The organism is Okibacterium fritillariae (assembly GCF_052783725.1).
The window spans coordinates 1,805,000-1,828,996 of sequence record NZ_CP199917.1; the positions used below are offsets into that span (position 1 = coordinate 1,805,000).

The 23,997-nt window shown below is 67.7% G+C and carries 23 protein-coding genes; 10 read left to right on the plus strand and 13 right to left on the minus strand.

Translation table 11 applies throughout. From position 1 onward, the window contains the following. Positions 1-3: 3 nt before the first annotated feature. Positions 4-1,335, minus strand: a complete 1,332-nt coding sequence (locus ACUWEX_RS08435; RefSeq protein ID WP_445995939.1) for an MFS transporter — start codon at positions 1,333-1,335, stop codon at positions 4-6. A gap of 6 nt (positions 1,336-1,341) precedes the next feature. Next, positions 1,342-1,986, minus strand: a complete 645-nt coding sequence (locus tag ACUWEX_RS08440; protein WP_445995940.1) for an ArsR/SmtB family transcription factor — start codon at positions 1,984-1,986, stop codon at positions 1,342-1,344. A gap of 212 nt (positions 1,987-2,198) precedes the next feature. On the opposite strand from ACUWEX_RS08440, the gene ACUWEX_RS08445 reads away from it, so the two are divergent. From ACUWEX_RS08445 to ACUWEX_RS08455, 3 genes are read left to right on the plus strand one after another with little or no spacing between them, the layout of a single operon-like run. Beyond that, complete coding sequence (locus ACUWEX_RS08445) at positions 2,199-2,837, plus strand: SipW-dependent-type signal peptide-containing protein (RefSeq protein WP_445995941.1); 639 nt, start codon at positions 2,199-2,201, stop codon at positions 2,835-2,837. A 3-nt stretch (positions 2,838-2,840) separates the two neighbouring features. Further along, positions 2,841-3,503: a SipW-dependent-type signal peptide-containing protein gene (locus ACUWEX_RS08450; RefSeq protein WP_445995942.1), complete on the plus strand. Its 663-nt coding sequence runs from the start codon at positions 2,841-2,843 to the stop codon at positions 3,501-3,503. Then, a complete protein-coding gene (locus ACUWEX_RS08455; protein ID WP_445995943.1) occupies positions 3,500-4,555 on the plus strand; it encodes a S26 family signal peptidase in 1,056 nt (351 codons plus the stop codon). The genes ACUWEX_RS08450 and ACUWEX_RS08455 overlap by 4 nt, the downstream gene beginning before the upstream one ends. A 141-nt stretch (positions 4,556-4,696) precedes the next feature. Here the strand turns inward: ACUWEX_RS08455 and ACUWEX_RS08460 are convergent, their stop codons facing one another. After that, the gene (locus ACUWEX_RS08460) at positions 4,697-5,191 is read right to left on the minus strand and encodes a DUF1269 domain-containing protein (RefSeq protein WP_445995944.1); all 495 of its coding nucleotides are present in this window, start codon (positions 5,189-5,191) and stop codon (positions 4,697-4,699) included. Between the two features lie 419 nt (positions 5,192-5,610). On the opposite strand from ACUWEX_RS08460, the gene ACUWEX_RS08465 reads away from it, so the two are divergent. Together ACUWEX_RS08465 and ACUWEX_RS08470 are read left to right on the plus strand one after the other, a co-directional pair. Continuing rightward, on the plus strand, positions 5,611-7,272 hold the full coding sequence (locus ACUWEX_RS08465) for a SulP family inorganic anion transporter (RefSeq protein WP_445995945.1): 1,662 nt from the start codon (positions 5,611-5,613) through the stop codon (positions 7,270-7,272). 114 nt (positions 7,273-7,386) lie between these two features. Beyond that, positions 7,387-9,186 (plus strand): glycoside hydrolase family 15 protein, encoded by a 1,800-nt coding sequence (locus tag ACUWEX_RS08470; RefSeq protein WP_445995946.1) that lies wholly within the window; start codon positions 7,387-7,389, stop codon positions 9,184-9,186. An 81-nt stretch (positions 9,187-9,267) separates the two neighbouring features. Here the strand turns inward: ACUWEX_RS08470 and ACUWEX_RS08475 are convergent, their stop codons facing one another. The 5 genes from ACUWEX_RS08475 to trpD all read right to left on the minus strand — a co-directional run bounded on the left by ACUWEX_RS08475 (position 9,268) and on the right by trpD (position 14,523). Beyond that, positions 9,268-10,638 carry a C40 family peptidase gene (locus tag ACUWEX_RS08475; protein ID WP_445995947.1) on the minus strand — a complete coding sequence of 457 codons (1,371 nt, stop codon included), beginning with the start codon at positions 10,636-10,638 and terminating at the stop codon, positions 9,268-9,270. 297 nt (positions 10,639-10,935) lie between these two features. Beyond that, a complete protein-coding gene (dhaM, locus tag ACUWEX_RS08480) occupies positions 10,936-11,703 on the minus strand; it encodes a dihydroxyacetone kinase phosphoryl donor subunit DhaM (protein ID WP_445995948.1) in 768 nt (255 codons plus the stop codon). Continuing rightward, positions 11,700-12,335: a dihydroxyacetone kinase subunit DhaL gene (gene dhaL / locus ACUWEX_RS08485; protein ID WP_445995949.1), complete on the minus strand. Its 636-nt coding sequence runs from the start codon at positions 12,333-12,335 to the stop codon at positions 11,700-11,702. The genes dhaM and dhaL overlap by 4 nt, the downstream gene beginning before the upstream one ends. A gap of 21 nt (positions 12,336-12,356) precedes the next feature. Further along, complete coding sequence (gene dhaK / locus ACUWEX_RS08490) at positions 12,357-13,358, minus strand: dihydroxyacetone kinase subunit DhaK (protein ID WP_079727666.1); 1,002 nt, start codon at positions 13,356-13,358, stop codon at positions 12,357-12,359. A gap of 109 nt (positions 13,359-13,467) precedes the next feature. After that, positions 13,468-14,523, minus strand: a complete 1,056-nt coding sequence (gene trpD, locus ACUWEX_RS08495; RefSeq protein ID WP_445995950.1) for an anthranilate phosphoribosyltransferase — start codon at positions 14,521-14,523, stop codon at positions 13,468-13,470. 96 nt (positions 14,524-14,619) lie between these two features. Between trpD and ctaE the strand changes: the two genes are divergently transcribed. Genes ctaE through qcrB form a run of 4 tightly spaced genes read left to right on the plus strand, consistent with a single transcriptional unit; the run spans position 14,620 to position 18,893 of the window. Continuing rightward, positions 14,620-15,306, plus strand: coding sequence for an aa3-type cytochrome oxidase subunit III (gene ctaE / locus ACUWEX_RS08500; RefSeq protein WP_079727668.1), 687 nt, complete (start codon positions 14,620-14,622; stop codon positions 15,304-15,306). A gap of 22 nt (positions 15,307-15,328) precedes the next feature. After that, positions 15,329-16,144, plus strand: a complete 816-nt coding sequence (gene qcrC, locus ACUWEX_RS08505; protein ID WP_079727669.1) for a cytochrome bc1 complex diheme cytochrome c subunit — start codon at positions 15,329-15,331, stop codon at positions 16,142-16,144. A 47-nt stretch (positions 16,145-16,191) separates the two neighbouring features. Further along, positions 16,192-17,265, plus strand: coding sequence for a cytochrome bc1 complex Rieske iron-sulfur subunit (gene qcrA, locus ACUWEX_RS08510; RefSeq protein ID WP_079727670.1), 1,074 nt, complete (start codon positions 16,192-16,194; stop codon positions 17,263-17,265). Continuing rightward, entirely contained in the window at positions 17,262-18,893 is a 1,632-nt protein-coding gene (gene qcrB, locus ACUWEX_RS08515; RefSeq protein ID WP_079727671.1) for a cytochrome bc1 complex cytochrome b subunit, read from the plus strand. The genes qcrA and qcrB overlap by 4 nt, the downstream gene beginning before the upstream one ends. A 164-nt stretch (positions 18,894-19,057) precedes the next feature. Here the strand turns inward: qcrB and ACUWEX_RS08520 are convergent, their stop codons facing one another. Continuing rightward, positions 19,058-19,456 (minus strand): nuclear transport factor 2 family protein, encoded by a 399-nt coding sequence (locus ACUWEX_RS08520; RefSeq protein WP_445995951.1) that lies wholly within the window; start codon positions 19,454-19,456, stop codon positions 19,058-19,060. A gap of 82 nt (positions 19,457-19,538) precedes the next feature. Between ACUWEX_RS08520 and ACUWEX_RS08525 the strand changes: the two genes are divergently transcribed. Further along, a complete protein-coding gene (locus ACUWEX_RS08525) occupies positions 19,539-19,943 on the plus strand; it encodes a winged helix-turn-helix transcriptional regulator (protein ID WP_445995952.1) in 405 nt (134 codons plus the stop codon). Between the two features lie 316 nt (positions 19,944-20,259). Here ACUWEX_RS08525 and ACUWEX_RS08530 read toward each other — a convergent pair whose 3' ends face one another. The 4 genes from ACUWEX_RS08530 to erpA form a co-directional block, all read right to left on the minus strand. Beyond that, a complete protein-coding gene (locus ACUWEX_RS08530) occupies positions 20,260-20,682 on the minus strand; it encodes a cytochrome c oxidase subunit 4 (RefSeq protein ID WP_079727674.1) in 423 nt (140 codons plus the stop codon). Positions 20,683-20,685: 3 nt separating this feature from the next. After that, positions 20,686-22,416 carry an aa3-type cytochrome oxidase subunit I gene (gene ctaD, locus ACUWEX_RS08535; protein ID WP_445995953.1) on the minus strand — a complete coding sequence of 577 codons (1,731 nt, stop codon included), beginning with the start codon at positions 22,414-22,416 and terminating at the stop codon, positions 20,686-20,688. Positions 22,417-22,419: 3 nt separating this feature from the next. Further along, the gene (gene ctaC / locus ACUWEX_RS08540) at positions 22,420-23,322 is read right to left on the minus strand and encodes an aa3-type cytochrome oxidase subunit II (protein ID WP_079727676.1); all 903 of its coding nucleotides are present in this window, start codon (positions 23,320-23,322) and stop codon (positions 22,420-22,422) included. 195 nt (positions 23,323-23,517) lie between these two features. Further along, on the minus strand, positions 23,518-23,904 hold the full coding sequence (erpA, locus tag ACUWEX_RS08545) for an iron-sulfur cluster insertion protein ErpA (protein ID WP_445995954.1): 387 nt from the start codon (positions 23,902-23,904) through the stop codon (positions 23,518-23,520). Positions 23,905-23,997: the final 93 nt, after the last annotated feature.

A 23,997-nucleotide genomic window follows, 5' to 3' on the forward strand; every position in this document is an offset into this window, starting at 1 on the left:
ACTCTAACTCGGCATCGGCGCCCGCTCCGGCCCGTTGACAACGTCGCGTTCGAGGCCCCGCCACACCGAGCCAAAGGCCGGCACGAGCGCGAGGAGCACGTAGAGGAGGGCGGCTCCGATCAGCACGGGCGACAGGCCCCAGAGGGCGACACCGGTTCCGCCGAGAAGGCTGCCGAGGGGCATGGCGGATGCCGCGACGGCGGTGGTCGCTCCGAACACGCGCGCCCGAGCATCCACCGGAATCTGGCGGAAGAGCGTGGATTGCAGGATCGGGTTGATCGCGCCGGCGGCGAGCCCGGCGCAGAACAGGACGCCCAGCACGACGACGGGCGGCGCGCCGACGAGCATGGCGACGAAAGGTGGCGGCCCGGCCAGAGCCAGCGCGATCACGAGGAAACGTCGGCGCGGCAGCCGGGCGGCCACGAGGGGGAAGAGGGCGGCGCCGACCAACGCGCCGGCTGAGAAGCATCCGACCATGAAACCGAAGAGCGCGCCGGTGGCCGAGACCCCCGTGGCCCAGATGGGCATGACGACCGTGAGGTTGGCCGAGTCGATCGCATTGGTGACGAGGATGAGCAGGATGAGGGCGCGCAGGATCGGGGTGCGCCAGAGGAACGTGAGGCCGAACCAGAAGCCGCGCGTGTCGGCGGCACCGGCCGCGGGAGCGTTCTCGGCGGCGTCGGGCGCGATCAGGCGTGGCATCCCAGGAGCCGGCGCCGCATCATTCTCCGCGGGAACGACGATCGCCGCCCGAGCCGCGCGGTCGCTCTCGCGCCGAGCAGGCAGCGAGACGGCGATCAACAGTACCGCGCCCGCACACATCGCGGCCGTGAGGAACAAGACGTTTCCGGCCCCGACGACCGCCACCCCGAACCCCGCGACCGCCGAGCCGGCGAGGGCCGAGCTGCGCTGGATCGCCGAGCTGGTGCCCGTGACGCGGTCGAGTGTCCAGCCGCGCCGCTCGCCCAGCTCGGGCAGCACAACGGTCTTCGCGGTGTCTCCCGGTGTGTCGAAGATGCCGCCGAGGAACACGAGCGCGAGCAGGAGGCCGAACGGTAACGCATCCATCATCGCGAGGATCGGCACGGCGATCACGCACAGGGCGCTGAGGGAGTCGGCGACCACCGACGACACCCGGGAGCCGAATCGATCGACGAGCGGCGCGCCCAAGACGCCGCCGACCACCACCGGCAGGGTGGAGAACATGCCCGCGACACCCGTCGCCGCGGCCGACCCGGTGCGTTCGAGCACGAAGAGCGGCACGGCCACCATCACGATGGCGTTGCCCACCTTGGACAGCGCCAGCGCCGACAAGACGCCGAAGAGCGCGCGCACGGCGGGTCAGGCCTTGCGGAAGGCTTGGTAGATCAGGATGACGGGGGCGGTGTCGTCGCCCGGTCGAGACCCGATCTCCGCCCACTTCGCCGCGACGGCGCGCAACTCGTCGCTGCAGGCCGCGAGCTGGGATGCCGTGAGATGCGCCACGGCATCGCCCGACGTCGCCGCCCCCACCCACTCCGACGACAACGTCTCTTCGCGCTCGAGCGCCGCGGAGGCCTCGGCGACATAGGCCTGCAGGATGCCGTGGCGCAGAGCGCGGCTGGCGACACGTTTCTCGGGCGGGGCGTCGGCATCGGCCGGCTCGACCGTCGTCCAGGCGTGGCGTGCTCGCCACCAGGTCTCTCGCGCATCCCGCGCGAGCTCGGGAGCCCGCTCGACGAAACCGTTCTCGGCGAGGACGCCGAGGTGATAGCTCACCGAACCCGGGGCGGCGTCGACCACACCGCACAGCTCCCCCACCGACTGCGGGCCTGTGATCCGCAGCTCGCTCAGGAGTTTCAGGCGCAGCGGATGTGCGAGCGCGCGCATGGCCTTCGGATCGTCGAGGGCGATCGAGCTCTCATTCGTTGCCGTCTGCGTCGTCTCCATCGACGGCTCTAGCGTCGGCGTCGTCGTCTTCGTCGTCTTCCTCGGGGCTCGCGTCATGGCTCCACCCTACGATTAACAAGAACCCTTGTGCAACATTTCTTGTGTGAACGAGGCGACCCTCTCCGAACATCACCCCCGTAGTAATCACAAACCTCAGTAATTGACCGGTACAGCCCCGCATTGTCGCCGCGGACCAGCTTTGTTTCGATGTGTCTATCGAGCGATCGACGGCATCTCGTAGTCGACCGCGGTCCAACCAGGGGAATCTCGTGACTCAGCTCACCAACGCTCAACCGCTCACCGACGACACGCAGAACGGCCGGTCTCGCCGTCGCCGCCTCAAGGCAATGCTGGCCGGCGGGCTCGTTCTCGGCGTCGGCGCCGCCATCACGCTCGCGGCCTGGAACGACTCCGAGTTCGCGCAGGGCACCTTCGCGTCGGGCGCCTTCAACCTCGAGGGCAGCCTCGACGGCGACGCGTTCAGCGAGCACCCCACGGCCGCCGCCGGTTCGGCCGCCGACCTGGACTTCACACTCGACGCCGCCAACCTGAGCCCGGGCGACGTCGTCTTCGCCCCATTCGCCATCCGCCTCGACGCCACCACCACCTACGACGCCACCGCGGCCATCACGGCCACGACCTCGGCCGGTGCGGTCGTCGGGCTCACCTACTCACTGACGCAACCCACGGCGTTCGGCTGCGACGGCACCACGACAGGCACCTCGCTCGTCCCGTCGGGAACGGCCGTCGGTTCGGTTCCGGCCGGCACGACACTCGACCTCACCGCGGGGACATCCCCGGATGCGGGCGAACCCGCCTACCTGTGCTTCACCGTGACCGCGGACGCGGCGCTGCCGCAGAGCCAGACCGGAACCGTCACCTGGCAGTTCCAGGCCGTCTCGGAGTAACCGATGCCCGCTCATGCGGCGCCGCGTCCGGTGCGCGCGCGGCGACGGGGGCTCTCGAGGCGCACGCGTGCCCTCCTCGCGGGTGGCCTGGTCTTGGGAGTCGGCGCCACGGCGACGCTCGCGGCGTGGGTCGATAGCGAGAACGCGGCGGGATCGTTCACCGCGACCGTCTTCGATACCGAGGCCAGCGTCAACGGAACGACCTACGCCGACTATCCGACCGCGCCCGGCGCCACGATCGCGTTCGACACGACCGGGATGTCGGCGGGCAGCGTGCGTTACGGCGCACTCTCCATCCGCACCAAGACGAACAGCTCTGCCGGCAGCCTGAACATCCAGGCGGCGACCGTGACGAACGGTACGAGCGACACGGCGCCCCTTCTCGGCGATGCCCTGCGTTACCGCGTCGTGCGCTCGGCCACGTGCACGGCGGCCGCCTTCACCGGCACGCCCACGTGGGTCGTCGGCGGAGCGGGCGATGCGCGAGCGCTCAACACGGCCCAGAACGGCGGCACGACGGTAGCGCTCGCCGCGGCCACCACGACGGCCCCGGGCGCGGCGACTCCCCTGTGCTTTGAGGTGACACTCCCCACGGGGGCGTCGAACAGCCTGCAGGGCAAATCGGCGACCGCGGTCTGGACCGTCACGTCGACCTCGGCGCAATGACCTCGGAAGCCGCACCTCGCGCGCGACGCCCCGCGGTGAGTCGTGCCGGCCGGGCCGTCGACAGCATTCTCACGCTCCTGGCCGTCGGCGGCTCGCTCTGCATCGTGCTGGTCCTTCTCGCCGTGGTGTTCCACGTGTCGATCATCATGTTCAAGACGGGGTCGATGTCACCGACGATCCCGACCGGCTCGATCGCGCTCGTCCAAGAGGTCCCCGCCGATGCGGTCGCGGTCGGCGACGTCGTCACGGTCGATCGCCCCGGCATGCTGCCCGTGACCCACCGCGTGACGAGCATCGTCGAGGATGCCGCGGCGACCGCTTCGGCCACCGCCCACGCCCGCACGCTTACGTTGAAGGGTGACGCGAACCGCTCAGAGGACCCGGCGCCTTACACGGTGGACAGCGTCAAGCGCGTCATCTTCTCGGTGCCCGGCATCGCGCCCCTCGTCGCGCAGGCATCCAACCCCGCCGTGCTGGGCACGACCACCGTGGTGATGGCCGGCGTCGTGACCTGGGCGTTCTGGCCGCGCCGCGTTCGGACGAAACAGGACGGCACGCGCCGGGGTGGCGCCGCACTCATCGTCGCCCTCGTCGCCGTTTCCGCATCGCTGGCACCGCAGCCGACAGCGACCCTTGCCGCCTGGACCGACCCGGTGAGCGCCTCGGCGCCCTTTTCCGCACGAACCATCTCGGCTCCGACGCTGACGGGGTGCACGGCCGCGAACGTTCTCCTCGTGGGCGGGCGCGTGACGATCACGTGGACGCTGCCGGCCGGGTACACGACATCCGACATCGCGTATCTGTTGTCGTCGACCGGCCAGGCCTCCAGCCTGCAGACCGTGCCGCTCAGTTCATCCGTTGCCACCACCGGCCCTGCAACGGGCGGCGTCTACACGACGACCTTCCAGGGCGCCCTGCTCTCGAACCTCCTGGGTGGGCAGGTGATGGTCGGCGTGCGCACACTCGACGCGTCGTCGTGGGTCTCGGCCGACCGTCTCGCCCGGGCGACCCTGCCCGCGCTCGTCGGCACGGGGACCTGCACGATTCTCTGACTGCATCCGGCACCCACGCGACCGGGCCCACACGACAGGCACGCACGCACAAACGGGATGCGGGAGGTCCACGCTCAGAGCGCCGCTCCCCGCATCCCGTTCGACATGTCGCCCACCCATCGGGGGGCGATCTGGTGAACCCTACGCCGTGGCGCTCAGGTCGTGGATGAGGGCCTTCTCGTCCTCAGCCGACAGCGACGTCTGCACGATGTGGCCACCGAAGGGGGCCAGTGCGGCGGCGAACTTGTCCTCGGTCAGCTTGAGCGCATAGACGACGACCGACGACTTGCCCTCGGCGACGCTCTGCTTCACGCGGTCGCGGAACTGCTGGTCGATGCCCGTCTTGTCGAGCCCCGCGAACAGTGCCCCGAAGAGCCCACCCGAGATCAGACCGAAGAGCGGTACGAAGAACAGCAGGCCGATGAGCGCACCGAACAGCGCGCCGCTCGCGGCACCGACGCCCACCTTGCCGGCGGGGCCGGGGGTCTCGACGTGGGCCTTGCCCTCGTGGTCGACCTTGACCAACGCGAGCCCCGCGAGTTCGACCACGAGGTCGGTCTGCAGACTCTGGATCTCCTTGTACGCCCCCTCAGCGCTCGCCTCATCATCGAATGCAATAACAATCAGATCAGCCATTTTCCGGTCCTTTCCTGGCGGGATGATTTCCCTTGGACGCTAACCTAGGCCTCCCCCCGCCCGGGGGTCGAGTGTTTCCTAAGAGTTCGTCATCCGGTCCTGATTCGGCAAGGCGCCGCGGAACCACCCCCGACAAATGCAGGTCCTTTTCCCCGCCCGCGGCGGCGTGTCGTTCTCGGCCCGACCTCACCCCACGCGCGGCGATCACGATGCGGCGATCACGATGCGGCAATCGCATGGTCCGGGTCACGTGCCTCCCCTCCGGGGTTGGTCCGCCGAAGTGGGGCTCACCCGGCGACACGCCGTGAGCACCGCGCGTTGGCGCGCGAACCAAACGCTCCATAGTGCTCGCGCGACCGCGCCCCTATAGTGATGTCATCGACGGGCTCTGGGCCTGTCATCCCGAGGGGAGGCTCGCGATGGCGTCTCGTTTTCGTGTGCTCCCGGGGCTCACGGCCCGCACCGCTGTGCGCGAGTCCCTGGCCGGTGTCACGCTCCTCGCCCTCGCCGTGCCGCTCAACATCGGCTATGCCCAGATCGCCGGCCTGCCGGCCACGGCCGGCCTCTACGCGCTCATCCTGCCCGCGGTCGTCTACGCCCTCCTGGTCTCGTCCCGCCAGCTGATCGCGTCACCGGATGCCGCGGCCGCCGCCCTCGTCGCGTCCTCGCTCGGCGGCCTCGCCGTTGCGGGTGGGGCCGATTACGCCACCCTCGCGCTCGCCCAGGCGATCATCGGCGGCCTCATGTTCGGGCTCTTCGCGCTCTTCCGCCTCGGGTTCCTCGCCAACTTCCTGTCGAAGCCCATCCTGATCGGGTTCGTCGGAGGCCTGGCGCTCGACATCCTGGTCAGTCAGCTCGCCAAGATGCTGGGCGTCAAGATCGACAGCGGCGCCGAGTTCGTCGACAAGCTCACGGCTCTCATCTCGGGTCTCGGCACCGCGAATGTGTTCTCGATCGCTCTGTCGGCCGGCTCGGTGGTCGTGCTCCTGGTGGGGCGACGCTTCGGCCGCCAGGTGCCGTGGGCGCTCGCCGTGCTCGTCGTGTCGACCATCGTCGTGGTGACCACAGGCCTCGAGGCGCGCGGCGTCTCGGTTCTGGGCCCCATCGAGGCCGGGCTGCCCACCCTGTCGTGGCCCGTGCTCCCCTGGTCGAGTTGGTTGGCACTCATCCCCTCTGCACTCGCGCTGACCATGGTCACGATGGCCGAGGGTCTGCTGGTGTCGCGCAACTACGGCGAGAAGCGCGGATACTCGACCGATCCCAACCGAGACCTCCTCGCTTTCGGGGCCGCCAACGTCGCGGCCGGCGTCTCGGGCGGTTTCACGGTCGGCTCGTCCACGTCCCGCACGGCCGCGCTCGATCAGATCGGTTCGCGCACGCAGCTGCCATCCATCGTCGCCGCCGTCGGCACTCTTCTCCTCCTGGTCTTCGGCACGGCCCTCCTCGAGCACATCCCCTCGCCCGCCATCGGCGCCATCGTGGCGGTCGCCATCTTGCCGCTCCTCGGCATCGACGAGCTGCGACGCCTCTGGTCGGCCGACCGCTTCGAGTTCGTCGTCGGCGCCGTCTGCTTCCTGGGCGCACTGCTCCTCGGCCCCATCCTCGGTATCCTGCTCGCTTTCGTGCTGGCCCTCGTCAACCTCGCCCAGCGTGCGGCCTCCCCCGCGATCGACACCGTGGGGGCGGATGGCGCGGCGGCACCCCGGCCCACACCCGGCGAACCCGTCATCCTGCGCTTCGCCGCGCCGCTCTTCTTCGCCAATGCGGCATCGTTCGAGCGCGCCGTGAGCGACCTCGCCGACGCGCAACCCCCGCCCCGCGCGATCGTGCTCGACCTCGAAGCCGTCACGGATATCGATGTCACGGGTTCGGAATCATTCGCCGCAGTCTCGAAGAAACTTCGCGATCGCGACATACGCTTGGCCATCACCCGTGTCCGCACCGACCTCACCGAGAGGCTCGACCATTTCGGACTGCTCGAGGGAGTCATCGTCTACGCGACCAACCGCGACGCCCTCGTCGGCGAGCAGAGCGGGCCGCCCCGCACGGCCGCCAAGCCGGGAGACGCCGAACGGTCCTGAGACCGATTCCGCAGGGCCGCCCGGGAAACAGTGACGCAGCGGCAGAGACGACCTCGCGGCGCAACCCCCGCCGCGCTTCAGCATGTATACCGCTTCGCCTGACAGGATGAGCGGATGAGCTTGCCGATCGAAGACTATGCCGTCATCAGCGATTGCCACACCGCCGCCCTGGTCGGCCTCGACGGCAGCATCGACTGGTTGTGTTTCCCGCGCTACGACTCGGCCTCGATGTTCGGCGCGCTGCTGGGCGACGAGAACCACGGCCGCTGGAAGGTCGCGCCCACGCATCCCGACGCCGTGAACAAGCGTCGCTACCTCGAGGGCACGCTCGTGCTCGTCAACACCTGGACGACCCCCGACGGCGTGGTCGAGATCATCGACTTCATGCCGCACGGCAACCGCCGAGCCGACCTGGTTCGCCGCGTGCGGGGCATCAGCGGCCGCGTGGTGGTGCGCGAGGAGGCGCGGTTCCGTTTCGGCTATGCCGATGCCCTCCCGTGGGTGCGCCAGATCACCGATTCCGACGGCGCCCCCGCGCTCGTCGCGACCGCCGGACCCGATTCGGTCATCCTGCGCAGCCCGAAGCTGGCCGCCGAGGACCACCGCCACGGTGTCGAATTCACGGTCGCGGCCGGCGAAACCGTCGACCTCTCACTCACCTGGTACCCGTCGCACCGCGACACCCCCAAACCCGAGGACATCTCGACCGTCCTGGCCTCGACGGCGGGCTGGTGGCGCCGCTGGTCCGACCGCTGCGCCCACGACGGCTCCTACCGCCCGGCCGTCGTCACGTCGCTGCTGGTCTTGCGCGCCCTCACCCATGAAGACACGGGCGGAATCGTCGCCGCCGTCACCACGTCGCTGCCCGAGCAGTTCGGGGGCAGCCGCAACTGGGACTACCGCTACGTGTGGTTGCGCGATGCCGCCCTGGCTCTCGGCGCCCTGCTCGCCCACGGCTACTCCGACGAGGCGGTCGGATGGCGCGACTGGCTGTTGCGTGCCGTCGCCGGTGACCCGTCCGACGTGCAGATCATGTACGGCATCGCGGGCGAGCGCAATCTGCCCGAGGTCGAGGTGCCGAGCCTGCCCGGCTACAAGGGCGCGTCCCCCGTGCGCGTGGGCAATGGCGCGGCGACCCAGTTCCAGACGGATGTCATCGGCGAGGTCATGGTCGCCCTGCACGAGGCGCGGGAGGCGGGCATCCGTGAGGACGAGTTCTCGTGGCCGCTGCAGCGCGCCCTGCTCGCCTACCTCACCGACAATTGGCAGCGCCCCGACCGCGGCATCTGGGAGATCCGCGGCGAACCCCAGCACTTCACCCACTCGCGCGCCATGGTGTGGGCGGCCTTCGATCGGGCTGTGCGCGCCGTCGAGGAATTCGGCCTCGACGGACCCGTCGACGAATGGCGCCGCCTGCGCGATGAGGTGCGCGCCGAGATCGATGCCTCCGGTGTCAGCGCCGCCCACGGCTCGTTCGTGCAGCATTACGACGCCGACGATGTGGATGCCGCGCTCCTGCAGCTGGCCCAGGTCGGTTTCTGCGCCTACGACGACCCGCGCATGCTCGCAACCGTTGCCCGCATCGAGTCGGAGCTGCTCGACCACGACCTCGTCCTGCGCTACCGCACGGAGTCGGGTGTGGACGGCCTCGAGGGCACCGAGCATCCGTTCCTGGCGTGTTCGTTCTGGCTCGTCGAGCAGTATGCCCACTCGGGCCGCCAGGCCGACGCCGCGCGCCTCATGGACCGACTCCTGAGCGTGACCAACGACGTGGGCCTACTCAGCGAGGAATACGACGTGGGCGAGGAACGCCAGGCCGGCAATACGCCGCAGGCGCTCTCGCACCTCGCGCTCGTGCGCGCGGCCGACGCCATCTCGGTCGCGCTCGGAAAGACGTCCCTGTCCGTCGTCTAGTCGACGGACAGGCGGGTCGCCCGCTCTGCGGCACAGCGCCCGTTTCGCAAGCGGAACGCGGGAGCACCGCCCGGAGGGTTATCAGCCCGCGGGTCGCCCGACGTAGGGCACGAGGTTGTGCGTGCGCACGGGAACCAGTTGGACGCGCTTGCCGGGCTCGGGCGCTTCGATCATCTTGCCGCCGCCCACGTAGATCGTGATGTGGTACATGCCCTGCGAGTTCGTGGACTTGCCGGGCGAGTAGAACAGAAGGTCGCCGGGCACCAGGCTCGACGCCGAGGCGAGGCGCCCCTGCTTGCTGAGCTCGCGATACTGCGCGCCGACCGTGTGATAGCCGATGTACACGCCCGCCTGGCGGTAGGCGATCATCGTGAGGCCCGAGCAGTCCCACGCGTTCGGGCCCTCGGCGGCGAACACGTAGGGGTCGCCGAGCTGGGCGTAGGCGAACGCGACGGCGCTCGCGGCGGCGGAACTGGGCGCGCCGGATCCGGACGGTGCCGGAGCGGGAGCGGCGGGAGCAGCCGGCGCGGGCGCGGCCGGTGCGGCGCCGCCCGCCGACGGCCGCGACCCGCCCGTGTTCTGCTGAGCATTCTGAGCGGCGCGCTGGCGTGCAGCCTCGGCCGCCGCCTGAGCCGCAGCGGCCTGTCGCGCCTGCTCGGCCGCGGCCGCCGCGGCCGCCTGTCGAGCGGCCTCGGCGCGCGCCTCGACGCCCGCCTGGTATTCCTTCTCGGTGTTCTCGGTCTGACCCTTCAGATAGGCCAGCTGCGCGTCGAGCTCGTCGGCGTGCGATTGCTGCTCGGCGAGGGCCTTCTCAGAGGCCTGGGCCGCCGCATTCGCTACCGCTAACGCCGACTTCGACTTCTCGGCCGCTGCCGTGAGCGCCTGGGCGGCTTTCTCGGCCTGCTCGCTCAGCGACGTGACCTGGTTGGCATCCTTCTTGGCCTGCTCGAGCAGCTCTGCCGAGTGCGCGCCGACCTGGTTCAGGGTGCCGAGCTTCGACAGCAGATCGCTCGCGTTCGTGCCGCCGCCCGTGAACAGCGACGCCCCGAGGTCTCCCCCGGCGCCCGTGCGGCCGAGTTGCGCCACGATGCGCCCGACCTTCTTCGCCGAGGCGTCGGCCGTCTCCTTCGCGGTGGCGAGCTTGGCCTTCAGATCGTCGGATGTCTTCGTCGCAGCCTGTTCGGCCACGAGAGCCACCTGATAGGCCTCGCCTGCTTGCAGCGCCGCAACACCCTTGGCGTCGGCATCCGTCTGCAGCGTCTTGAGCAGACCGGTCAGCCGGTCGATCTCGGCCTTCTTCTGGTTTTCGTTGGCGCGCGCCGACGTGACATCGTCCCAGCTGGGGTAGCTCGGCGCCGCGAGGGCCGGGGATGCCGGACCGACGAACACTCCGGCGGCCAGCACGGCCGCCACCGTCACGGTGGTGAAGAAGGAGGAGGAGCGACGCTTCATGGGGCAGGCCTTTCATACCGGATGCGTCTCGACCGACGTACATCGGCCACAGCACCCGCGCATCTCGGCGGCCACATCCTCGATCACTGTAGTCAGACCACTCGGGCCACACAAGCGATTTTCGGGACACGCCGGGCACCCGATCCCTCGAATGCCCGGTGAGGCGATAGAGCGGCAATTCCCTATGAATACGCCAAGAAAGCCGCCGTGTTCGACGCCCGAGAAGCGTCAGCGCCCGCGGATGCTCAGAGGCAAGCCGTCGGGCAACCGGGCGAACGCGGGCGCTCCCGGCCTCCGTCAGTCTTCGCCGAACCCGGTCTCGATGAGCTCGCTCAACTCGTCGACCGCTCGGCGCGCTTCGGCCCCCGTCGCGCGGATGCGCGCCTCGGCACCTCGCACCAAGCCCAGGGACATGATCGCCAACAGGCTCTGCGCGTCGACCCCGTTCACGTCGATCCGCGCGTCGAACGATCCAGCGAGCTTCACGAAGTCGGCCGCGGGCCGCGCGTGCAACCCGTCCCGGTTCACGAGCACGACCGCGCGCTCGACGACTCCATCATCGGCGGCGCCTGCGCCGGCGCCGACGCTCTGCGTGCCCGCATCCGCACCCGAACCCGAACCCGAACCCGAGTCGGCAGCGGTGCCCGTCTTGGCCGCTTCGGCTCCCCCGCCCGTCTCGGCGCCCCCGCCCGCCGTCCGCGCAGCCGCAACGACATCATCGAGCCCCGACCCCATCTCGGCCGCGACCGCAGCCGCAACCGCGCCCTCGACGAGCGGAGCATCGACCACGCGCACCCGCCCGCGCACATCATCGTCGTCGAGGAAGTCGACGGCCGTCTCGGTCGTCAGCAGGGCCGACCCGAGGTCATAGAGCACCACGACGCCGTCGCCGGAGTCGGCCGAGGCGAGACCGCTCTGCACCTTTTCGAAGCTCGTGCCGATGCCATCCTCGTCGGTGCCCCCGGCCGCGACGATCGTCACGGACGCGGCCATCTGGTGTGCCAGCTCGGCAACCCCCTCGGCGATTTTCGACGAATGCGAGACGAGCAGCAGCCCGACACTCATTTGTCACCCGCGGCGATGGCGGCCTCGCGCAGGATGAGTGATGACGACTGCGCGCCCGGGTCACGGTGCCCGATGGCTCGCTCGCCCAGATAACTGGCCCGGCCCTTGCGCGCGACGAGGGGTTCGGTGTCGGCGGCCCCCTTCTCGGCGGCATCGGCGGCGGCCGACAATACGGCCGGAACATCGGCCCCGGCGGCTTCCGCAGCGGCGGCGGCCTCGACAGCCGGCGTCCACGCATCGATCATCGTCTTGTCGCCGGGTTCGGCCTTCCCGCGCAGCACCACGCCGTCCCGCGCCGCGGTCAGCAGCGCGACGATATCGGCGGAGCCCAGCTCGGTCTTGCCGGCGATCGAGCCCGCGGCCTTCAGGTAGGCGGTGCCGAGCAGCGGCCCGGATGCCCCGCCCACCGTCGAGATCAGGGTCGACGCCACCATCTTCAGCACATCCGCGGGCGTCTCGGGCGTCAGCGTGTCGAGTTTCGTGGCGACGGCCTGGAACCCGCGGTCGAGGTTCTCGCCGTGATCGGCATCCCCGATCTCGCGGTCGAGGCTGATGAGTTCGGCGCGGTGCTCCGAGACGGTGTCGATCGTTCCGCGCACCCACGCGGTCGCCCAGTCGGTTCCAACGGTCATGATGTTCCTTTCGTCCGGGTCCTACCGACCCCAGCGCAGAGCGGCCGTCTGCACGGGCGCATCCCACAGGGTCGTCAACTCGTCGTCGAGCTTGAGCACGGTCAGTGAGGCGCCCTGCATCTCGAGCGCGGTCACATAGTTGCCCACGAGCGACCGCGTCACGGTGATGCCGCGCTCGGCCAGCACCTCGGCGGCGCGACGGTAGAGGATGTACAGCTCGATCTGCGGCGTGCCGCCCATGCCGTTGACGAAGAGGAGCACGTCGTCGCCGCTCTCGAAGGGCAGGTCTTCGAGGATCGGCTCGAGCAGGCGGTCGACGATCTGGTCGGCGGGTTCGAGTGAGATCTTGGCTCGCCCAGGCTCCCCGTGAATTCCGATGCCGATCTCGATCTCGTCGTCGGCCAGCGTGAAGCTCGGCTCGCCGGCGTGCGGCACGACGGATGGCGTGAGCGCAACGCCCATCGAGCGCACCTGTGCGACCACCTTCTCGGCCACGGTCGCCACCTCGTCGAGCGAATCTCCGCGTTCGGCGGCGGCCCCCGCGATCTTCTCCACGAGCACCGTACCGGCGACGCCGCGGCGGCCCGCCGTGTAGAGCGAATCCTTGACCGCGACGTCGTCGTCCACGATGACCGTGCGCACCGTGATGCCCTCGGCCTCGGCCAGGTCGGCGGCGGTTTCGAAGTTCAGCACGTCGCCCGTGTAGTTCTTCACGATGTGCAGCACGCCCGAGCCGCCGTCGACCGCCTGGGTCGCGGCGATGATGGGGTCGGGGGTGGGCGAGGTGAAGACGGGACCGGGGACGGCGGCGTCCAGCATCCCGAAACCGACGAAGCCGGCGTGCAGTGGCTCGTGCCCGCTGCCGCCGCCCGAAACCAAGCCGACCTTGCCGCTCACGGGCGCGTCGGACCGCGCGATGAACAGCGGTTCGGTCGACAGCGTGACGAGGTCGGCGTGCGCGAGCGCGAAGCCGGCAACCGATTCGTCGACCACGTTCTTCGGGTCGTTGATGAGTTTCTTCATTGAATCCTCCTGGGCTCGGGGCCGTGCGGGCATCGGAGGCCCGCACCCTCAACTTATCCGTCAGCCGCGACGGTGCATAGACGCAATCGACGCGTTGACAGCGGCCCCCTTACGAGCGGGATGCCGCGGCCACCCAGCGCTCCAATTGCGACGCCGCGGCCCCCGAGTCGATGGTCTCTTCGGCGATGCGCATTTGCGTGCGGAACCGGTCGAGGATGGGCACCTGCGCCTCGCTCGGATCCTCCGCTAGGCGGAACGATACGAGCCCGGCGGCCGCGTTCAAGACGACGATGTCGCGCACGGGCCCGGTCTCCCCCGACATCACGCGGTGCACGATGCGCGCGTTGTGCGCGGGGTCGCCGCCCACGAGCTGCTGCATGGTGGCGCGCGTGATGCCGAGGTCGCGCGGGTCGAGGTCGTGTTCGGTGACGAGACCGCGGCTCACCTCCCAGATGTGGCTGTGGCCCGTGGTGGTCAACTCGTCGAGCCCGTCGTCCCCGCGGAAGACGAGCGCCGTCGCGCCACGCGTCTGGAACACGCCCACGATGAGCGGCACACGGTCGAGCTGCGCCACGCCCACGGCGGATGCTTCGGGCCGGGCCGGGTTGCACAGCGGTCCGAGGTAATTGAAAACGGTGGGGATGCCGAGCTCCGACCGCGTGCGCCCCGCGTGCTTGAACCCGGGGTGGAAGGCGGCCGCCCACGCGAACGTCATGCCCGCCTCATCCAGAATCTCGGCCACGCGCGCGGGTTCGAGCGTCAGGTCGATGCCGAGCGCCCCCAGCACGTCACTCGACCCCGAGGCAGACGATGCGGCACGGTTGCCGTGCTTCACCACGGGCACACCGGATGCCGCCGCCACGATGGATGCCATGGTCGACACGTTCACGGTGCCGAACCGGTCGCCGCCCGTGCCCACGATGTCGAGCGCCATGGGGTTCACGTCCAGCGGCACTGCGTTGTCGAGGATCGCATCGCGGAACCCGACGATCTCGTCGACCGTCTCCCCTTTCGCCCGCAGAGCGACAAGGAACGCAGCGAGCTGAGCATCGGTCGCATTCCCGACCATGACCTCTTGCATGGCCCAGGTCGCCTCGGCCACACTGAGGTCGTCGCCGTCGAGCAGAGTGGTGAGAATCGCGGGCCAGGTGGTCGTTTCGAACATGCCCAAATCCTATCTGCGCCCGCCAGTTCGCCGCATAACCCCTGAATCGGCAGCGTTTTCACAGGGGATGGTAAGGCCCGCCTAAGTCAAACCGTGATGGTTTTTCCGCACGTCGTGACAAAATCGCGCCCGAACATCGGACATAATGGAGGGGTGACGAGCACCTCCCTCAACTATGCGGCGCGAGCCCCCAAGATCAACCGACCGAACTCCGTAGCGGTCGGCACAATCGTGTGGCTGGGCAGCGAAGTCATGTTCTTCGCCGGCCTCTTCGCCATCTACTTCACCCTCCGCTCTGTGGCGCCCGATCTGTGGGCCACCCACACGGCCACGCTGAACATCCCGTTCTCGACGGTCAACACGATCATCCTCGTGGCCTCGTCGTTCACGTGCCAGTTCGGTGTGTTCGCGGCCGAGCGCATGCAGCCGCGCTCCGTGGGCCCCAAGCCCTCACAGTGGGGCATGGTCGAGTGGTTCTTCCTCACCTACACGCTCGGCGCCATGTTCGTCGTCGGCCAGATCTTCGAATACGCCACGCTCGTCAGCGAGGGCATCTCCCTCAGCTCGGATGCCTACGGCTCCGCGTTCTACCTGACGACCGGTTTCCACGGCCTCCACGTCACCGGCGGTCTCATCGCCTTCCTGCTGGTCATCGGACGCGCTTACGCGGTCAAGACCTTCACCCACAAAGAAGCAACTTCCGCAATCGTCGTGTCCTACTACTGGCACTTCGTCGACGTCGTCTGGCTCGGCCTGTTCTTCGTCATCTACGTTCTCAAATAGAAATCGGAGCTGAGCCATCTCCATGCTTAGGAAACGCAACACGTCCGCTCGCACGGCCCGCAAGAACGGTCGGCGTTCCCCGCTGGCCACGGTCGCTCTGATTGCGGTCGGGCTGCTCTTCACGGGCGGCGCCTACGCGGCCTTCAGCGCCACCACGGCCAACGCCGAGACGCCCACCGCCAACACGCAGGCCTCGGTCGAAGAGGGCAAGAAGCTCTTCCAGGCCAACTGCGCCACGTGCCACGGCCTCGCCCTCGACGGCAGCGAAGACGGCCCCAGCCTCATCGGCGTCGGTGCCGCATCCGTCGACTTCCAGGTGGGAACGGGTCGCATGCCCATGCAGGCCCAGGGCCCGCAGGCGCTCGAGAAGCCCGTGCAGTTCACCGAAGAGCAGATCTCCTCGCTCGCGGCCTACGTCGCGTCCGTGGCCCCCGGTCCCGCCATCCCCGAGGAGCAGTACCTCGATGCGCAGGGCGATGCCGCCAACGGCGCCGAGCTGTTCCGCATCAACTGCGCCATGTGCCACAACGTGGCCGGTGCCGGTGGAGCGCTCACCGAGGGTAAGTTCGCTCCCCCGCTCACGGGTGTCACGCCCGCGCACATCTACGAGGCCATGGTCACCGGCCCGCAGAACATGCCCGTCTTCAACGACATGAACCTCACGCCCGAAGACAAGCGCGACATCATCACGGCCCTGAAGTACACCGAGAACGCATCCACCGTCGGCGGCAACCCGCTCGGCGCGCTGGGCCCGGTCGCTGAAGGCCTCTTCCTCTGGATCTTCGGCCTGGGCGCCATCGTCGCCCTGACCGTGTGGATCACGGCGAAGTCCAACTAACAGATTTAGCAACAGCGTTCTCCCCGAACGCATCACGAAGGAGCACAATGGCACAGGACGGTAACAGCGGCAGAGAGCTCGCCGCTGCCGACCAGTCGGATCACGGCCAGGAGCGTGTCGGTTCGCCCGGCACCGCTGTGGTGACCTCCGACCGAGTCACCGACCCCGGTCTGCCGGAGCACCGTAAGCGTGTCACCGACCTCGACCCGAAGAAGAACAAGCGGGCCGAGCGCGTCGTCTACACGCTGTTCTACCTGTCGATCGCCGGAAGCGTCTTCGCGATCGCCGCCTACATGGCATGGCCGATCAACCCCGAGGACCTCATGTCGGTGCGCGCGAACAACCTGTTCATCGGTCTCGGCCTCACGCTGGCGCTCATGGGCATCGGCATCGGCGCGGTCCACTGGGGCAAGGCCCTCATGGCCGACCACGAAGGCGTCGACCTCCGTCACCCGGTCCGCGGAACAGACGCCACGCGCGAGCGTGCCGTCGAGATCTTCGCCGAGGCCAACGAAGAGTCCGGGTTCGGCCGTCGTGCCCTCATCCGCAACTCGCTCATCGGCGCGCTGATCGCCTTCCCGCTGCCTGCCGTCGTGCTCTTCCGTGGCCTCGCCCCCGAGGGTGAGAACCCCGTCGACCTGCTCAACGAGACCGCCTGGGAGAAGGGCACGCGCCTGGCGCGCGACCCCTCCGGCCAGCCGATCAAGGCCTCCGAGGTCACCCTCGGCTCGGTCTTCCACGTCATCCCCGAGGGCCTCGGCGACATGCCGCACATGCTCGAGGAGAAGGCCAAGGCGATCGTGCTGCTCATGCGCCTCAAGCCCGAAGATCTCGTAGAGCTTCCCGAGCGCAAAAACTGGTCGTACGATGGCATTGTTGCCTACTCGAAGGTCTGCACCCACGTGGGTTGCCCGGTGGCTCTCTATGAGCAGCAGACCCACCACCTGCTCTGCCCCTGCCACCAGTCGCAGTTCGATGTCACCAACCACTGTGCGGTCATCTTCGGACCGGCCGCTCGTCCCCTCCCGCAGCTTCCCATCGCGATCGACGACGAGGGTTACCTCATCGCCCAGAGCGACTTCCACGAACCTGTCGGGCCTAGCTTCTGGGAGCGTCATTGAGTACCGTAACCGCCCCGCCCACGGCCACTGAGTCGTCGGCGCCCGTGGCGAAGAAGAGCGGCGGCCTCACGGCCGGCGCAGCCAACTACCTCGACGAGCGCACGAGCATCTCGGCCGTCGTCAAAGAGTTCGGTCGCAAGATCTTCCCCGACCACTGGTCGTTCCTCCTCGGCGAGGTTGCTCTCTACAGCTTCGTCGTGATCCTGCTTTCGGGCAGTTTCCTCACGTTCTTCTTCCAGGCCTCCATGGCCGAGGTCCACTACGACGGCTCCTATGTGCCGCTCAAGGGCGTCGCCATGTCGGCGGCCATGTCCTCCACGCTCGACATCTCGTTCGACATCCGTGGCGGTCTGCTCATGCGCCAGGTGCACCACTGGGCGGCCCTGCTGTTCGTGGCCTCCATCGGCCTGCACATGCTGCGCATCTTCTTCACGGGTGCGTTCCGCAAGCCGCGCGAGCTCAACTGGGTCATCGGTTTCGTCCTCTTCATCCTCGCGATGGCCGAGGGCTTCACCGGTTACTCGCTCCCCGACGACCTGCTCTCGGGCAACGGCCTGCGCATCATCGACGGCATGATCAAGGGCTTCCCGATCGTCGGCACGTGGATCTCGTTCCTCCTCTTCGGCGGCGAGTTCCCGGGCACCGATATCGTCGGCCGCCTCTACACGCTGCACATCCTGTTGCTGCCGGCCCTCGTCGTCGCGTTCATCGCGCTGCACCTGGTGTTCGTCGTCGTGCACAAGCACACGCAGTTCCCCGGTGCTGGCCGCACGCAGCAGAACGTCGTCGGCTACCCGGTCCTCCCGGTCTACGCCGCCAAGGCCGGTGGATTCTTCTTCATCGTCTTCGGCGTCATCATGCTGATGGCAACGTTCTTCACGATCAACCCGATCTGGAACTACGGCCCCTACGACCCGTCGCCGGTGTCCGCGGGAACGCAGCCTGACTGGTACATCGGTTTCGCCGACGGCGCCCTGCGTCTCGTGCCGCCGCACCTCGAGTTCATGCTGTTCGACCACACGTTCTCGTTCAACATCCTCATCCCCGTCGGCATCCTGGGTCTGTTCATCCTCACGGTTCTGATCTACCCGTTCATCGAGGCCTGGGTCACGGGCGACAAGCGCGAGCACCACATCCTCGACCGTCCCCGCAACGCCCCGACCCGCACCGCGATCGGTGCTGCCGGTGTCACGTTCTACGCGGCGCTCTGGGCTGCGGCCTCCTCCGACATCATCGCCACGCACTTCATGGTGACGATGGAGGGTGTCATCCACACGCTGCAGTTCTGCCTCATCGTCGGGCCGTTCATCGCGTACTTCATCACGAAGCGCATCTGCCTCGGCCTGCAGAAGAAAGATCGCGAAATCGTTCTGCACGGCTTCGAGTCGGGCCGCATCGTGCGCCTCCCCGGTGGCGAGTACATCGAGGTGCACGAGCCCGTCGACGAGTACGAGCGTTGGGAACTGGTCAGCTACGAGGACTACAAGCCCCTCATGATCCGCCCCAACTCGCGCGGCAAGATCACCACCACGCAGCGCGTGCGCGGCTCGCTTTCCCGCTGGTTCTTCGAGGATCGCATCGCGCCGACCACCAAGAACGAAATCGAGCGCTCACACGGAGACCACTAGTCTCCGCTGAACGCCCCGAAGGCCCCGTCGCTTCTGCGACGGGGCCTTCGTCGTACCATCACGGCGCTGCGGGGCTCGCGCGTCGACCTCGTGATCGCCTCACCGCCTCGCCGGGCTCGCGCGCCGGGGCCGGCGCCCTGGCGTGCATGAGCGGAGGCGGAACGCTAGACGGTGCCCCAGAAGGCGTCCTCGGCGGCGCCGTCCTCGGAGAAGAGATGCATCTCGACGATCTTGCCGTCGCGCACCGTCAGCAGGTCCACCCCCGACATGTCCATGGAAGCGTCCTCACGCCGTCCGGTGAATCGGACGGGAACCGCGACCAGGTCGCCGTTCGCCATCAGGGGGCCCGTGACCTCGAGCGCGAACGATCCGTCGCTGAGCCGCATCATGCCGCCGATCAGAGCGCCGACGCTGTCGACCCCACGGTGGATGCCGGAGAACCGGTTCTCCCCCGGTTGGTGCCAGACGACGTCCTGCGCGAACTGATTCATGAGGGTCGGCACATCTCCCCTCCTGAGGGCCTCGAAATAGATTCGCGCGATCGTTGCGGGCTGGGTTGTCATGACTGCTCCTTCACGGGTGTTGTTCGGTCATCCCATCGTCAGCGTCAGTACCCTGTTACCTCAACGTAACCAAGGGGATGCCATGCACACCGAACGGCCAGACTGGAACGTCATGTTGGCCACCTGCCCGTCCCGCACCTCCCTGGCACGTATCGCTAACAAGTGGACCGCCATGATCGTGATCACGCTGAGCGCCGGCCCCGTCCGCTTCGGCGACATCCGCACGAGGGTCGAGGGCATCAGCGGCAAAGTCCTCGCCGCGACGTTGCGGGATCTCGAACGGGACGGCATCGTGACCCGCATCGCTTACGACGAAATACCTCCGCGTGTCGAGTACGAGCTGACCCCGCTCGGCCAGACGCTCCGAGACCCGTTGCGGGCGCTCAGCTCGTGGGCCGAGCAACACATCGAGCAGGTCATGCGATCGCGCGACGAGTTCGACGCCACGGCCGACGCCGAACTCTCTGTCCGGCTGAGAGGCCGCTGACCGTTGGCTTCGATCCCGCGTGAGTGACTGCTGACCGTTGGCTTCGATCCCGCGTGAGTGACTGCTGACCGTTGGCTTCGATCCCGCGTGAGTGGCTGCTGACCGTTGGCTTCGACACCGTGCGAGTCGCTCCTGAGCGCGCGTCGCCAAGCCGTCCGAGGGATAGCAGGCCGTCGGCTCTGACGCCGGAGCAGACTCCGTTCTCCCCCGGGTCCCTCTATGGCCCACGAGTGGTCCTTCGTTGCGCTCACAGCCGGTTAAACGACGAATGCCGCTCCCTGCGAGGGAACGGCATTCGCGAGGCTCTCAGCGGCGTTTAGCGCGCGTGGTAGCCGCGGTAGTACTCGTAGGTCCAACCCGTGATCGCGATGACCGTGAGGGCGACACCACCGAAGGCGATCCAGATGCCGACCGCGAGGCCGAGCATGACGAGCGCGCCACCACCGGCGAGGATGATGGGCCACCAGCTCCAGGGGCTGAAGAAACCGATCTCGGGGTCACCATCGTCGATGTTGGCCGTGAGCGTGTCTTCGGGGAGTTCGGCGCCCTGCTGCTTGTGCACGCGGCCCAAGTAGAAGGCGAGGAACGCGCCCAGCGCACCACTCAAGGTGAGTGCGACGGTGCCCACCCACTCCACGTAGCCGTGGAAGGGATCGACCAGGCTCCAGAAGGTGTAGACACCCGCAAGGAGGAAGCAGAAGACGGCGATGATCCAGAAGAGGACGACGTTAGCTTTCATGGGTTACTTCACCTCTCCGGCGCCGAGGTCGACCGTGGGGGCATCGGGGGCGTCCTTGGCCGGACCCACACCGACCGGCAGGCCGGCTTCGGGGTGGTTCAGGTCGAACGCGGGACGCTCGGAACGGATTCGCGGGATCGACGTGAAGTTGTGGCGCGGGGGCGGGCAAGATGTTGCCCACTCGAGCGATCCGCCGTAACCCCACGGGTCGTTCACCGTGACCTTCGGAGCCTTGCGGGCCGTCAGGTACACGTTCAGGAAGAACGGGATGAGCGACACGGCGAGGATCATGGCGCCGATGGTCGACAGCTGGTTCATCCAGGTGAAACCGTCCTCGGGCGAGTACGTCGCGTAACGACGCGGCATGCCCATGACCCCCAGCCAGTGCTGGATGAGGAACGTGGTGTGGAATCCGATGAAGAGCAACCAGAAGTGCCAGTAGCCGAGCTTCTCGTTGAGCATCTTGCCGGTCCACTTGGGCCACCAGAAGTAGAAGCCGGCGAACATCGCGAACACGACGGTGCCGAAGACGACGTAGTGGAAGTGGGCGACGACGAAGTACGTGTCGGACACGTGGAAGTCGAGCGGCGGCGAGGCCAGGATGACACCCGTGAGGCCACCGAAGACGAAGGTGACCAGGAAGCCCAGCGACCAGAGCAGCGGGGTCTCGAAGGTGACGGAGCCGCGCCACATGGTGCCGATCCAGTTGAAGATCTTCACACCGGTCGGAACCGCGATGAGCATCGTCATGAGCGAGAAGAACGGCAACAGAACCGAACCGGTGACGTACATGTGGTGAGCCCACACGGTCACGGACAGGGCGGCGATGGCGATGGTCGCGTAGACGAGGGTCTTGTAACCGAAGATCGGCTTGCGGCTGAACACCGGGAAGATCTCGGAGACGATGCCGAAGAACGGCAGCGCGATGATGTACACCTCGGGGTGACCGAAGAACCAGAACAGGTGCTGCCACAGGATGACGCCACCGTTTTCAGCGTCATAGATATGCGCCCCGAACACTCGGTCGGCGCCCAGTGCGAACAGGGCGGCGGCGAGGACCGGGAATGCCATCAGCACGAGCAGCGAGGTGACGAGCGTGTTCCACGTGAAGATCGGCATGCGGAACATGGTCATGCCGGGGGCACGCATCGTGATGATCGTGGTGATGAAGTTGACGGCACCGAGGATCGTTCCGAAGCCCGACAGCGCGAGGCCCAGGACCCAGAGGTTTCCTCCGACGCCGGGCGAGAACGTGGTGCTCGAGAGCGGTGCGTAGGCGAACCATCCGAACGAGGCCGCACCCTGAGGGGTGAGGAACCCGCCGACGGCGAGCATGCTGCCGAAGGCGTAGAGCCAGAAGGCGAAGGCGTTCAGACGCGGGAACGCCACGTCGGGGGCGCCGATCTGCAACGGCATGAGCGCGTTGGCGAAGCCGGCGAAGAGGGGCGTCGCGAACATGAGAAGCATGATCGTGCCGTGCATCGTGAAGAGCTGGTTGTACTGCTCTTTCGTCGAGAGCAGCGCGAGGCCGGGCTCGAACAACTGCGCGCGGATGATGAGGGCCATCACGCCGCCGATGCAGAAGAAGATGAACGACGAGATCAGGTACATGTACCCGATGGTCTTGTGGTCGGTGGACGTGATCCACTTGACCAGGATGTTTCCCTTGTGCTCGACCGACGAGCGATCGATGACGCTCGCCTGGCCCGAAGGGAGTTCGATGGTGGTAGCCATGGCCTACTTGCCTTCTTCCTCGGCCGACGCGGGCGTGGTGCCCGGGAGGTTGCTGTTTCGAGAGTATTCCTCGCCGAAATCACCCACGTTGCCCTGATCTGCCAGCGACTCGAGGTAGTCCTCGTATTCGCCGGGCGAGACGACCTTCACGTTGAAGAGCATGAGCGAGTGGTATTCACCACAGAGCTCGGCGCACTTGCCGGCGTAGGTGCCTTCGCGCTCGGGCGTGAAGTACATGTAGTTGATCTTGCCGGGGAACATGTCCTTCTTGTACAAGAAGTCGATGACCCAGAAGGAGTGGATGACGTCGCGCGACTGCAGGGCGATCTCGACGGTCTTGCCCTTGGGCAGGTAGAGCGTCGGGAGCAGCTCCTGGTTGACCGTGCCACGGTCGGCGTTGGGCTCGTCCTGGGCCTGCACGCCCGTGGACCACACGTCTTCACCCTCGACCGCGTCGGGGTAGACGAAGTCCCACGCCCACTGCTTGGCGAAGACCTCGATCTTGACGTCGGGGTTGGCCGTGGGCTGCTCGATGGCAGCCTGATCGCGGGCGGTGAAGGCGAAGAAGCCCAGCACCAGGATCAGCGGGATCACCGTGTAGAAGATCTCGATGGGCATGTTGTACCGCAGCTGCGCGGGAAGGCCGGTCTGGCCCTTGCGGCGGCGGTAGACCACGATCGCCCAAATGAGGAGACCCCAGGTGACGACACCGACCGCGAGAAGCACGATCCAGGACGTGACCCAGAGGCCTGCGACCCGCTCGGTGTGGTTGGTAACCGGTGCCTCACCCTCGATAAAACCGGGGAGATAACCGTGTAGCTCGGCTTGGGTACAACCGGCGAGGACCACTGCGAGAGTGATCGCGACCGGAATTACAGCCCATCGGAGTCGACGTTTCGAACGCACCTGGGACCTTTCAGAAGACACTGTTAGTTCCCTGTCAGTCTATCCCGATAGTGCCGAGAGGTCGTGACCATTTACGGGCCGGAAAGGGCAATTGTGCTGTTCCCGACGCAAAACAAAAGACGAGGGGCCCGGCCTGTCGCGGCCGGACCCCTCGTCCTCACGTATTCGCGCCTCAGGTGCGAAACGCTCTCAGCTCTAGTGGAAGCTGTCCCCGCACGCGCAGCTGCCCTGGGCGTTGGGGTTGTCGATCGTGAAGCCCTGCTTCTGGATGGTGTCCTCGAAATCGATCGAAGCGCCATCGAGGTAGGGCACGCTCATCTTGTCGACGATGACCTCGACGCCGTCGAAGTCGACCGTTGCATCGCCGTCGAGCATGCGCTCGTCGAAGTAGAGCTGGTAGATGAGGCCCGAGCATCCGCCCGGCTGCACGGCGACGCGCAGACGCAGGTCGTCGCGGCCTTCCTGCTCGAGCAGGTTGCGCACCTTCTGGGCCGCACCGTCGGACAGCCCGACGCCGTGGGCGGGGGCAATGGTCTCTGCGGGAGCGGCGGTGGTCGCCACCGGTGACATCGTGTCTGTCATGACTCTCCTTGGGGTTTCGGGGCCCGATTGCCGGCTACAGAAGCCGCAGTCGAAGCTGTTAGATCAAGTCTAAGCTCTGCAACCGGCAATCGG